The following is a 13,028-nucleotide window of genomic DNA, read 5'->3' on the forward strand; positions in this document are numbered from 1 at the left end:
GAAGTTTTATAGTTCCCTCGGGATATATATGTGGTTCATCCATATATATCCCGATTTTTTTGTGTACTTCGGAAGGTTACAGTTTCTTCTAACGATGAAAATAACTAGAATGGACATGCCAATTCTAATTCCGATAAAATCGAATTATGTCAAAAATGTTATGGGGGGTGTAGACGGGTAATGGCGCGTTATTTGATCAATAAGTTTGTATTTATGCTTATTTCATTATTTATTTTGATCTCGGCGACCTTTTTCCTCATGAAAGCAATCCCTGGCAACCCCTTCATGAGCGAGAAAGCGACATCGCCGGAGATTCAGGCCCGTTTGATGGAACAATATGGACTTGATAAACCTGTCTTTACACAGTATTTGATTTACTTGGGTGATATTGCGACAGGTGATTTTGGCATTTCCATGAAAAAACTGAACCAAGACGTCACTGATATTATCAGTCAAACGTTTATGGTTTCCCTGAAGCTTGGCATTGTCGCGATTGTCGTATCCATTATTTTAGGGATACTGTTGGGGATGCTGGCAGCGATGTACCACAGAAAGCTGATCGACAATGTCGCGATGGTGCTCGCCGTATTGGGTATAGCTGTACCGAGCTTTGTGCTCGCTTCGCTGATCCAGTATTTCTTCGGACTGAAGCTGGGCTGGTTTCATGTTATGGGCTTTAACGGCCCGATGGATTATGTTCTCCCTGTTGCTGCGCTTTCCGCCCAGCCGATTGCTTTTATTGCAAGACTGACACGCTCAAGCATGCTTGAAGTGCTTCATGCCGATTATATCAAAACAGCGAAGGCCAAAGGTTTGAATTCCTTCACGATCATGTTCAAACACGTGATCCGCAACGCCATCCTGCCTGTCGTTACTTATGTCGGGCCTATGACGGCGAACATCGTGACAGGCTCCATCGTCATCGAACGTATTTTTGGTATCGGCGGGATCGGTAAAGTACTGGTTGAAAGTATTACTACCCGTGATTATACGATGATTATGGGTGTGACGATTTTCTATGGCATATTATTGATGTTGGCTCGTTTTATTACGGATGTCGCTTACGTATTTATTGATCCCCGTATTAAACTGACCGGCGGAAAGGAGGGCTAACCGTTGTCTGTTAAAGAAAGCGAACTGAATCTTCAGCTCAAGCCTGAAGATTTCCGGAAAGTTGGACTGGACCAGAAGCAATCTGAAGTCATTCAGCGTGAAAGTTTATCCGCTTGGCGTGATGCCTGGCTGCGTCTTTGCCAGAACAAGCTGGCTATGACAAGTCTGTTCGTACTGGTATTGATCGTTCTTATGTCGATTATCGGCCCTCATTTGCTGCCGTATGATTTTTATACCAATAACCTGATGAACACGAACAAAGCGCCTTCAGCCGAGCATTGGTTTGGAACGGATGACCTCGGCCGCGATATGTGGGTGCGTACCTGGATGGGAGCGCGTATCTCCCTCATTATCGGTCTGGCTGCGGCACTGATCGACCTCTTGATCGGGATGATTTACGGCGGAATTATGGGGTATTTCGGCGGCCGTGTTGATGAAATTATGAACAAGTTCTCCGAAATACTCTATTCCATTCCTTATCTGCTGGTTACAATCCTGCTGCTGGTTGTTATGGAACCGAGTATCCTGACGATCATCGTCGCGCTGTGTGTAACCGGCTGGATTAACATGTCCTGGATTGTGCGCGGGGAAATGATGCAGCTGAAGAACCGTGAATTTGTGCTTGCTTCCCGCTCCATGGGTGCAGGTTCTGGACGGTTGATTTTCCGCCACCTGCTGCCGAATGCGGTTGGACCTATTATCGTAACCCTGACGCTGTCCGTGCCAAACGCCATCTTTGCCGAGGCGTTTCTGAGCTTCCTCGGTCTGGGCGTACCTGCTCCGGAAGCATCGCTCGGTTCCATGATTGAATCCGCTTTGACGGGCTGGAATCTGTACCCTTGGCGTATGCTGTTCCCGGCAGGATTGCTTGCCCTGATCATGCTGGCGTTCAACCTGTTCGGCGACGGCCTGCGCGATGCCCTTGATCCGAAGCTGAAGAAATAGGAGGTGAGATCATCGTGAGCAATTTAATAGAAGTTGAAGGACTAAAGAAATATTTTAATGTAGGCAAAAACCGAGTTCTCAAGGCGGTGGATAACCTTAACTTTGGCATCCGTGAAGGCGAAACGCTCGGCATGGTAGGCGAATCCGGTTGCGGTAAATCTACGGCTGGCCGTACCATTTTGCGTCTTTACGAGCCTACGGCCGGCAGCGTGAAATTTAACGGAACGGATATTTACAAGCTGTCACCCGGTAAAATGAAAGCGATGCGCCGTGATATGCAGATGATCTTCCAGGATCCATACGCTTCCTTGAACCCTCGCTTTACCGTGTCGGACATTATTGGCGAGGCGCTGGATATCCACGGAATGGCTGGCAGCCGCGCTGAACGCAAAAAGCGGATTGAAGAGCTGCTGGATCTGGTAGGTTTGAATCCGGATCATGCAACACGTTACCCGCATGAATTTTCAGGCGGACAGCGCCAGCGGATCGGCATTGCCCGTGCCCTCGCTGTAAATCCCAAATTTATCATCTGTGACGAACCTATTTCGGCGCTTGACGTATCCATTCAGGCTCAGGTGGTCAACCTGCTGAAAGAGCTGCAGGAACGTCTCGGACTGACCTATTTGTTCATCGCGCATGACCTTTCCATGGTTAAGCATATCAGCGACCGTGTAGCGGTAATGTATATGGGCAGAATGGTCGAGCTGGCAGAAAGCGAGGAGCTTTACGCCAACCCTGTCCATCCTTACACACAAATGCTGCTGTCCGCTATTCCCATTCCGGATCCGGAAGTGGAAGCGAACAAGAAGCGGATTGTGATGCCGAATGAACAGGCAGGACCAATCCACTCCAATAATGGAGACGGCGATAAGAAGAGTGCCTTTAATCTGGAAGATTCGGAGCTTGTTGAGGTTTCGAAGGGGCATTTTGTTGCCAAACCTTATGCTTAATATATAAAATTGAGGAATATGATGATACCGCCGGATTGTACGGCGGTATCTTTACGTTTCGAGGCAGGCACAGACTTTTTCTCAAATTGATTTCTTTGACGAAATGAGGGCGGATTGGGTACAATCATATAAGGTTTTAAGCACAGAATAGGAGGCTTACTCATGAATATTATTCCTGAGACCCTTCGCGCCGGCTCGGCTTTGGCGGAAGATTATGTAAAGGGTACCGGCAGGGTGCTTGAACTGTATGGATACCATTTCCGGCAAGCTGAAGATTACAAGACCCGTGCGAAGCGTCTTGATGAGATGGAGACTCGGCGGATTGACCGCCAGGCGCTTGTTCGATGTCTCCGTATATATAACGAAGAGCATAACGCCCATGTTCAAGTGATGGAATCCCTGAACCGGTTGTCCCAACCTGACGCGCTGGTTATTACAGGGGGGCAGCAGAGCGGGTTGTTCACCGGCCAGCTGCTGGTCATTTATAAAGCGGCAACGATTATCAAAGCTGCCCAGGAAGCGGAGCAGCGGCTGGGACGGCCGGTTGTGCCGGTATTCTGGATCGCCGGCGAGGATCATGACTGGGATGAGGTGAATCATACTTACGTCATGACCGGGGAACCTGATGCGGTGAAGGTCAGACTCCGCCATCAGCCGGAGCGCCGCAATTCTGTCAGCTATATCCCCTTAAGTCCTGCACATAAGGAGGAAGCGCTGCTGGAGCTGGAACGGCTGCTGCCTGATGCGGAATTCAAAGCTGAAGTTTTGCAGCAGATCCGAACGGCGTTTATGGAGTCTACGCATTTAAGCGACGCATTTGCCAAAATGCTCGGCCGGTTTTTCGGCAGATACGGCTTGGTGCTGCTGGATTCCGCCGATCCGGAGCTGCGCAAGCTGGAAGCGCCTGTATTCCGCCGGATGATTGAGAGCAATGAGGAGCTTGGGGCCGCTTATCAGGCTGCAGCAGAGCAGATCGAGGAAGCGGGATATCAGCTGCAGGCCGAGGTTACTGAAGGGGGCGCAAATCTTTTTTACATATTCAAAGGCGAGCGCCTGCTGCTCTATAAGCAAAATGGAATGTACGGGGATCGCAGGGGGTATGTCCGCTTTTCCAAGGAAGAGCTGCTTGCCGAGCTGGAGCAGCATCCCGAACGGTTCAGCAACAATGTGCTTACCCGGCCTCTGATGCAGGATAGTTTGCTGCCTGTCCTGGCTACCGTATTGGGGCATGGTGAGATTTCTTATTGGGCTATTACGCGGAGGGCGTTTGAAGTGCTGGGGTTGGAGATGCCTGTTCTGCTGCCGAGAATGTCCTTCACGCTGGTGGAACCGAATGTGCGCAAGCATATGGAAGCATTCGGGCTCAACTTTCAGAATATTATGGAAGGGCTGGAGCCGCTGAAAGACAAATGGCTGAAAGCCCAGGATCCGCTCCATTTGGAAGAGGAATTTGCGGCCTTCAGACAGGAGCTGTTCCGTCTGTATACGCCTGTAATCGAGCGGGCGGGACAGATTGAAAAAGGTCTTATCCGGCTTGGCGAGAAGAACCGTGATAGGATTGCGGAACAGATTGACTTTATGGAAGAAAGGGTCCGCGATGCGCTAGCCCGCAAGCATGAGACTGTGCTGCGCCAGTGGGATCTGATTGGAATTTCCCTGCTCCCTCTGGGACGTCCGCAGGAGAGAGTGTACAGTATCTATCAATATACGTCCCGCTATGGGGACGGTCTTGTGCATGAGATGATGAGTCTTCCGTTGGACCGGGAGCATCTGCATAGGACTATTTACCTGTAAGAGGTTGTTCAAAAAGTCATCTTTTGATCACGAAGGAAGTCAGGAAGCGGGCTCGACATCGAATCTTGAATTCAGCCGGGCCCAAGTGGATGCTTACGAAGCATGTTTCCTGCGGAAACATTTCAGGTGCTCACGTACTCCACGTACGCTCCGCTCCTCAGTCCCTAGCTTCATTCAACTCAATCGTTTTGAAAAAACGCACTTCGGAAGCATACGCTTCGGTGCTGAAAACCTGACTTTTTGTCCACGCACTATAAGTAAAACGTCCATCGATGTATATTCAAAGAAGCCAGATCGCGTTTAGCGGAAGTTTTTCTTGCGATTTGAGGATGCATACTCAAGGAAGTTTATACTTTCTGAAATCTAAAAAATATGATGAATGGGAGGTTGCAGGATGAGCTCTGTTGCACTGCAAAGAAGTATAATTACAGACATTAAACTGGCTGAAGAAGGTCACTTGAAAATTGATTGGGTTGAAGCTCATATGCCGGTGCTGAACCGGATTCGTGAACAGTTTGAGGCTGAGCGTCCATTTGCCGGACTTAAGGTGACAATCTGTCTGCACCTGGAAGCCAAAACGGCTTATTTGGCCAAAGTCGTGCAGGCAGGTGGCGCGGAAGTGACGATTACGGGCAGCAACCCGCTGTCGACGCAGGACGATGTCTGTGCGGCCCTTGTTGAGGACGGTATTACTGTTTTTGCCAAATACAATCCTGACCCGGAAGAATTCAAGGCGCTGCAAATCAAGGCGCTTGAAACGAAGCCGGACCTCATCATTGATGACGGCGGCGACCTGGTAACCCTGCTCCAATCGGAACGCCCTGATCTGGCTGCCACGATCCGCGGAGGAGCGGAGGAGACGACCACAGGCATCATCCGGCTTAAAGCGCTTGAGAAAGAAGGAAAGCTGAAATTCCCGATGGTGGCGGTGAATGACGCTTATTGCAAATATTTGTTCGATAATCGTTACGGTACCGGGCAGTCGGCATTCGACGGCATTATCCGCACGACGAATCTTGTCATTGCCGGCAAGACAGTGGTAGTCGTGGGCTACGGCTGGTGCGGTAAAGGGGTGGCGATGCGTGCCAAAGGCCTTGGCGCCAATGTAATCGTGACTGAAGTAGATGCCATCAAGGCGGTGGAGGCGCATATGGACGGCTTCCATGTCATGCCGATGGTGGAAGCGGCCAAGCTGGGCGACTTCTTCATCACTGTAACGGGCAATAAAGCCGTTATCCATGGCGAGCATTTTGATGTTATGAAGGACGGAGCCGTGCTCAGTAATGCAGGTCACTTCGATGTTGAGGTCAGCAAACCGGCGCTAGCGGAGCGTTCCGCCTCTATTCGTACCGTCCGCCGCAATATCGAAGAATACCGGTTCAAGGACGGGCGGAAAATGTACCTGATCGCTGAAGGGCGTCTCGTCAATCTTGCGGCAGCAGACGGTCACCCTGCGGAAATCATGGATACCACCTTTGCGCTGCAGGCGCTGGGGCTTCGTTATGTGAATGAACGCTATAACGAGCTGTCCAAATCTGTAGTGAACGTTCCTTACGAAATTGACGAGCAGGTGGCGCGGTTCAAGCTGGAAAGCCTGGGCATCGCCATTGATACCTTAACGGAAGAGCAGGTTAAGTATCTGGATAGCTGGAATGCTTGATAGAACCTTTTTTCTATAAATTTGAACAAGTTGGGGCTCCCGGCCGAATGGCTTTGGGTGCTCTCTTTTTTTGCCTATTTTTTTGTGTATCTAAAATTTTAAATTTTAACTGTATACAAAAAGAGGGTTTTGATTTTTTTAGGCGAATCTATTATGCTTAGGTGGTGGAAAGTGGGGCAAAGTGGGAGATTGGGGCAAGGAGTTGAGGACGGACATGTTCATGGGCGAATTTCAACATAGCATGGACGATAAGGGGAGGCTTACGATTCCTTCCAAATTCCGCGAAGCTCTTGGTGCCTCATTCGTTGTTACCCGCGGTCTCGACCAGTGTCTCTTTGTTTATCCTATGGAGGAATGGGCGTTGATGGAGCAGAAGCTCAAGGCATTGCCCATGATGAAAGCGGACGCCCGTGCTTTTTCGAGGTTTTTTTTCTCAGGGGCGACCGAATGTGAATTGGATAAACAGGGCAGGGTAAATTTACCGGCCAATCTGCGCGACTACGCCAAGCTGGATAAAGACTGTGTAGTACTGGGCGTATCCAGCAGGGTGGAGATTTGGAGCAAGGACACCTGGGAACAATACTTTAACCAATCGGAAGAAACATTTAACGACATTGCCGAGAAGCTGGTTGATTTCAATTTTGATTTGTAAGGTCTGGAGGGCTGAGCTTGTTTCACCATATCACCGTACTCAAAGAAGAAGCTACGGATGCACTTAACATCAGGCAGGACGGGGTGTATGTGGACTGCACGCTTGGCGGCGCCGGCCACAGCTCTGTCATCGCATCACGGCTGGGGCCGCAGGGAAGGCTGATCGCCTTCGACCAGGATGATTGGGCGCTGGACAATGCGAAGGACAGGCTGTCCGAATACGACGGCAAAGTTACATTGGTGAAATCCAATTTTCGCGAGCTGGAGGCCAGACTGTCGGAGCTGGAGGTCCCTATGAAGAGCGGGGTGCCACAGGTTGACGGTATCCTGTTCGACCTTGGGGTATCTTCCCCACAGTTCGACGAAGGGGGAAGAGGCTTCAGCTACAACTATGACGCACCGCTCGATATGCGCATGGATCAGGACGGGCCTTTGACAGCGAGGGATATCGTCAACAAGTGGCCGGAATCCGAGATTGCGCGCATTCTCTATCAATACGGAGAAGAGAAGTTTTCCCGCAGAATCGCCAAAATCATGGTTGAACGGCGGCAGGCCAAACCTATTGAAACGACAGGTGAGCTGGTCGAGATCATCAAGGAGGGAATCCCCGCAGCGGCGCGCAGGACCGGAGGACATCCCGCCAAGCGAAGCTTTCAGGCCTTGCGCATCGCCGTTAACGACGAGCTTGGAGCATTGGAAGATGTGCTGCATCAGGCTGTCCGCTGTCTTGCGCCGGGAGGCCGGGTATCGGTGATTACCTTTCACTCGCTGGAGGACCGGATTTGTAAGCAAATTTTTGCGTCCTATCTGGAGAAATGCACATGTCCGCCGGACTTTCCGATGTGTGTGTGCGGAGGCAAGGGAGTGCTGAGACTGGTCAACCGCAAGCCGGTCACGGCAAGTGAAGAGGAACTGGCTCAGAATCCCCGCTCCCGTTCAGCCAAGCTGCGGGTGGCGGAAAAACTTTAATTTTTTTCTATTGGGAAGGAGAGAGGATATGGCCTATACACGCGGCAACCTTGCAGTAAAAGAAAAAGCCCAGCAAAAGGCTCCGCAGCGGCGATACCGTGAAACCACCAAGGTTGTAACCCGCCGCAAGGAACTGCCTACCCGGGAAAAACTCCTCTATTTGACGACCGTTGTCGCTTTTATTGCCGTTCTTGTGATGCTGGCGGGGCGTTATGCCCAGATTTATCAACTAAGCGCCTCCATCCATAGCAAGGAAATCGCAGTTTCTGAACTGAAGACCAGCATTGCGGAATTGAAGGTGCAGAAGGCACGGCTGGAAAATCAGATCGTAACTACAGCCAAAGAACAGGGTTACAAAGAACCGACCAAGGAGCCGATTCGTGTCTATACAGGAACGACTTCCAGCAATGCGGCTGCTGACGGATCGGGGAACTGATTGTCGCAGGTATTATAATACCGAGCCTTGTGGTTGGGAGAGGTATGAAATATGGTAAAAAAAATTAAATTGCGCACTCTGCTCATAGGGGGATGTATAACCCTCTTTTTTCTTGTTTTGCTGTTCCGGATTTTTCTGATTCAGGTCGTCAACGGAGCCTCTTGGCAAGAAGACGTTGATGGGTTGATCCGGAAAAATCAGGTTCTCCCTGCGGTACGGGGCGCGATCATCGACCGCAATGGCAATGTGCTTGCCGAGGATGCTCCGGCCTATACGGTCGTCATAAACCCGAAGATGATCCAGGAGTACAAGCTGGAGAATGAGATGGTCGGCCGTTTGCATGAATTGCTTGGTATGTCCGAGGACAAGCTTCGCGAGAATATGAGAAGCAAATATGAAGGAGCATACAGGGCATACCGGGAGCTGCGTCCCGAGGGTTATAAGATTGAACCTGAGCTTGCCAAAAAAATCGATGCCTTCGATGACGAGATGAAGGAAAAATACAAGGTGACCGACGCGGTGTTTACGGTAAAGGAGACCAAACGTTTTTATCCGGAAAATACGATGGCGTCCCACGTCATCGGATATGTGAACAAGGATGGAAAAGCCGTACAGGGGCTTGAAGCTTATTACGACAAACAGCTGACTGGCGTGGATGGACAGCTCTTGTATCAGCGGGACCGCAAGGGCGTCAGCTTGCCAGGAAGCGAGGAAATCTATAAGCCGGCCAAGAATGGTAAAAATCTCAAGCTGACAATTGATGATACCATTCAGTATTATATCGAAGATGCCATGAAGAAGGCGGTGCAGAAGTACAATCCGGTCAGCATGACCGTTATTGCCGCCGACCCGAAGACGATGGACATTCTCGGCATGGCAAGCATGCCGAATTTCGATCCGAATACGTACAATAAAGCGGAAGCGAGCAGCTTTGTCAACCATGCTGTTCAATCGATTTATGAGCCAGGCTCGACGTTTAAGATCGTCACCCTAGCAGGTGCGGTGGAAGAAAAAATGTTCAATCCGAATGCTTTTTTTGAATCCAAGACGACCTATATCGGAGGATACCCCATTAGCGATAACGGGCATTCTTACGGTTCCATTACTTATCTGACCGGCGTCAAGAAATCGAGTAACATAGCTTTTGTTAACCTGGGCTATCGTATGCTTGGCGGCGAGAAGCTGCGCTATTATATCGACAAGTTCGGCTTTGGTACGAAGACAGGGATCGATCTGCCGGCAGAGGTGCCTTCACCGATCCGTGAGCTCAAATACGCTTCGGAAATCGCGACAGCCGCTTATGGCCACGGTCTGGTACAGGTCACGCCGATCCAGCAGATTACCGCCATCTCGGCCATTGCCAACGGCGGCAAACTGATGGAGCCGCATCTGGTGAAGGAGATCATAGATCCGGATACAGGCGAGACCCAGACCATCAAGCCCAAAGAGATCCGTCAGGTCATTTCCGCCGAATCGGCCAAGGAGGTCGGAGGGTACCTGGAGCAGGTTGTCGCCGACCAGGAGATCGGAACAGGGCGTTATGCATACATTGACGGTTACCGGGTCGCAGGCAAGACAGGTACAGCCAGAAAGGTTGTCAACGGGGAATATGCCAAAAACAAAGATATTGTATCCTTTATCGGTTATGCCCCCGTTAACGATCCTAAAATTGCCTTGCTGGTCGTCATCGATGAACCGAGAGTAGCCAATGCCGGCGGCGGCTCTGTAGCGGGACCTGTGTTCAAGGATATCATGTCCCAATCCCTGCAGTACCTGGGGGTGCCCAAGACGGGAGAGACTGCGGACAAGGGCAAAAAATCCGCTCCGGTGTCCAAAACAACCAGCGCCCCCAATTTGACAGGCAAAAGCAAGAAAGACGCGCAAAATGCATTGCTTGAGCGCGGCACAGCCTATGTCACCATCGGAAAAGGCTCCAAGATCGTGAGCACGTACCCGGCGGCCAATTCTCCGATGATGCCAGGGCAGCGCATGTATCTCATCACCGAGGACTCCGCCACGATGAATATTCCTGATTTAAAGGGATTATCACTGCGCGACAGTCTGGAGCTGCTCAATCTGCTGAAGGTTGGCGTCAAGATTGAAGGCGAGGGTTACGTCTACAGCCAGAAGGTACAGAAGGAAGGGGACAAGCGGGTCGTCTATCTGCAGCTGCAGCCTGCGAAGGAGACGGTAACGGGGGTCGTGCCAGGCTCAAGTGAGGAAGACGCGGAAGCGTCTGCCAATACAGGGGACGAGACAGACGGCACAGAGCAGAAAGACGGGACTACGGAGGAAGAGCAGGTCTCAACCGATGAAACCGCAGAGGAACCGTCTCTCCCCTGAAGAGGGGCCTGTGAACTGAGAGCTTGTTCTATCCCCTGCCGTAACTGAATAGTCATGAAAGAAAGACATGCATGACTTATCGGATACGCAGGGAGGGAGCAAGTTGAAGCTTACCAATGTAACGCTGCGCAAACGGCTGTTATGGGCGCTTGCAGGGCTGTTCGTGCTTTTTGCCGCACTTGTGGTAAGGTTGGCTTATGTACAGCTTGGGCAGGGAGCGGAGCTTTCCGCCCGGGCGGAGGATTCCTGGCGGCGCAATATTACATTTGCGGCCAAAAGGGGAGAAATTCTTGACAGGCAGGGAGTGGCCTTGACTTATAATGTAACGACACCGACCGTTATCGCCATCCCTGTTCAGATCAAGGAGCCTGAGAAGACGGCGGAAAAGCTGGCCTCCGTATTGGGAATGAGCGAAGAAGAGATATATAAGCTGATCACCAAAAGAACATCAAGCCAAATAATCAAGCCCGGCGGCCGAAAAATTACGATGGAGAAAGCACAGCAAATTCGTGATTTGGAGCTTCCGGGTATCGTTGTTACTGAAGATAACCGCCGCTATTATCCTTTTGGCGATCTGGCCGCGCATATTCTCGGCTTTACAGGGATAGACAACCAGGGGCTTACGGGTGTAGAAAAGAGACATGACGACCTTTTGAAAGGAATGGACGGCAGCATCGCCTACCTCTCGGATGCCGGTGGAAGGCTTATGCCGGGGTCTGCGGAAAAGTATATCGAGCCGAAGGACGGGCTGAATCTGCAGCTGACGATCGATAAATCGGTCCAGTCCATTATGGAGAGGGAACTCGATCAGGCGATGGCGAAGTTTCAGGCCAATTCTGCCCTGGCTATTGCCATGAATCCCAAAACCGGTGAAGTGCTGGCCATGGCCAGCAGGCCCACTTTTGAGCCGGCTCTGTACCAGCAGTATGCCTCCGAAATCTATAACCGCAATCTGCCCATCTGGATGACCTATGAGCCGGGGTCCACGTTCAAAATCATTACCCTGGCGTCCGCCCTGGAAGAGAAGAAGGTGAATCTGAAAAATGAACGTTTTTTTGATCCCGGATATGTCGAAGTAGGCGGGGCCAGACTGCGGTGCTGGAAAAAAGGCGGACACGGCAGCCAGACGTTCCTGGAGGTCGTGGAGAATTCCTGCAACCCGGGGTTCGTTCTGCTCGGCCAGCGCCTGGGCAAGGATAAGCTGTTCGAGTATATCCGTAATTTCGGCTTTGGCAGCAAGACGGGAATTGATTTGAGCGGGGAGGAAAATGGCATCCTGTTCAAGCCCTCCCAGGTCGGACCGGTTGAATTGGCAACCACGGCCTTCGGGCAGGGGGTGTCAGTTACGCCCATTCAGCAGGTGACCGCCGTCTCTGCCGCCATCAACGGCGGATATCTGTATAAGCCTTACGTCGCCAAGGCGTGGATTCAGCCGGAAACCGGAAAGGTGCTGGAGACAAAAGAGCCGCAGCTTGTGCGAAGGGTCATTTCCGAGGAAACGTCACGGCAGGTCCGCGAGGCGCTGGAGAGTGTGGTTGCCAAGGGCACAGGGCGTCCCGCTTTTATCGAGGGCTACCGTGTTGGCGGCAAGACGGGTACGGCGCAGAAGGTTGTCAACGGCCGCTACTCCTCAACGGAGCATATCGTATCATTTATAGGCTTCGCGCCTGCGGATGATCCGCAGATCGTTGTTTATACGGCCGTTGACAATCCGAAGGGAATTCAGTTCGGCGGCGTGGTGGCGGCTCCCATTGTGCAGAACATTTTGCAGGATGCCCTGATCGCCATGAAGGTGCCGCCGCGCGACAATCAACTGCCGAAGAAGTACAAATACGGTGAAACGCGGATAGAGACCGTACCTGATTTGGTCGGCGCTTCCGTACAGGATTTATATGAAGATCTGAATATGAACTTTACGCTGGTCAAATCCGGTTCCGGCAGCACAGTCATCAGTCAGGCCCCCAAACCGGGCGCCCGGCTGGAGCGCGGCTCGGCCATAAGAATTTATATGGGTGACGCTCCGAAGGAAGAAAAGCCTGAAACGGGCAGCTGATCCGGTTTCGGAACAGGGTTCAAGGTTCATAATGTTAAAAGAGGTAGTTCAAAAAGTCATCTTTTGATCACGAAGGAAGTCAGGAAGCGGACTCGACATCGAATCTTGAATTCA

Annotated in this window: 10 protein-coding genes; all 10 read left to right on the forward strand. The window is 51.3% G+C overall.

All coding sequences use genetic code 11. The features are described 5' to 3' along the window. Positions 1-180: 180 nt before the first annotated feature. The 10 genes from ACE5KN_RS20665 (at position 181) to ACE5KN_RS20710 (ending at position 12,914) form a co-directional block, all read left to right on the forward strand. Positions 181-1,113: an ABC transporter permease gene (locus tag ACE5KN_RS20665; RefSeq protein WP_355322689.1), complete on the forward strand. Its 933-nt coding sequence runs from the start codon at positions 181-183 to the stop codon at positions 1,111-1,113. A 3-nt stretch (positions 1,114-1,116) separates the two neighbouring features. Beyond that, positions 1,117-2,058, forward strand: coding sequence for an ABC transporter permease (locus tag ACE5KN_RS20670; protein ID WP_375526892.1), 942 nt, complete (start codon positions 1,117-1,119; stop codon positions 2,056-2,058). A gap of 8 nt (positions 2,059-2,066) precedes the next feature. Beyond that, positions 2,067-3,008 (forward strand): ABC transporter ATP-binding protein, encoded by a 942-nt coding sequence (locus tag ACE5KN_RS20675; RefSeq protein WP_375526901.1) that lies wholly within the window; start codon positions 2,067-2,069, stop codon positions 3,006-3,008. Positions 3,009-3,170: 162 nt separating this feature from the next. Then, positions 3,171-4,802 (forward strand): bacillithiol biosynthesis cysteine-adding enzyme BshC, encoded by a 1,632-nt coding sequence (gene bshC, locus ACE5KN_RS20680; protein WP_375526893.1) that lies wholly within the window; start codon positions 3,171-3,173, stop codon positions 4,800-4,802. 394 nt (positions 4,803-5,196) lie between these two features. Continuing rightward, the gene (locus tag ACE5KN_RS20685) at positions 5,197-6,462 is read left to right on the forward strand and encodes an adenosylhomocysteinase (RefSeq protein WP_375526894.1); all 1,266 of its coding nucleotides are present in this window, start codon (positions 5,197-5,199) and stop codon (positions 6,460-6,462) included. A gap of 214 nt (positions 6,463-6,676) precedes the next feature. Then, on the forward strand, positions 6,677-7,114 hold the full coding sequence (mraZ, locus tag ACE5KN_RS20690) for a division/cell wall cluster transcriptional repressor MraZ (RefSeq protein ID WP_355322807.1): 438 nt from the start codon (positions 6,677-6,679) through the stop codon (positions 7,112-7,114). A 17-nt stretch (positions 7,115-7,131) separates the two neighbouring features. Then, positions 7,132-8,082, forward strand: a complete 951-nt coding sequence (gene rsmH, locus ACE5KN_RS20695; protein WP_375526895.1) for a 16S rRNA (cytosine(1402)-N(4))-methyltransferase RsmH — start codon at positions 7,132-7,134, stop codon at positions 8,080-8,082. 28 nt (positions 8,083-8,110) lie between these two features. Beyond that, positions 8,111-8,518: a hypothetical protein gene (locus ACE5KN_RS20700; protein WP_375526896.1), complete on the forward strand. Its 408-nt coding sequence runs from the start codon at positions 8,111-8,113 to the stop codon at positions 8,516-8,518. 51 nt (positions 8,519-8,569) lie between these two features. Beyond that, a complete protein-coding gene (locus ACE5KN_RS20705) occupies positions 8,570-10,861 on the forward strand; it encodes a penicillin-binding protein (protein WP_375526897.1) in 2,292 nt (763 codons plus the stop codon). Positions 10,862-10,964: 103 nt separating this feature from the next. Further along, the gene (locus ACE5KN_RS20710) at positions 10,965-12,914 is read left to right on the forward strand and encodes a stage V sporulation protein D (RefSeq protein WP_375526898.1); all 1,950 of its coding nucleotides are present in this window, start codon (positions 10,965-10,967) and stop codon (positions 12,912-12,914) included. The last annotated feature ends 114 nt before the right edge of the window (positions 12,915-13,028 follow it).

It is taken from the genome of Paenibacillus terreus (assembly GCF_042138595.1).
In the GTDB taxonomy this organism is placed as follows: Bacteria; Bacillota; Bacilli; order Paenibacillales; family Paenibacillaceae; genus Paenibacillus; species Paenibacillus terreus.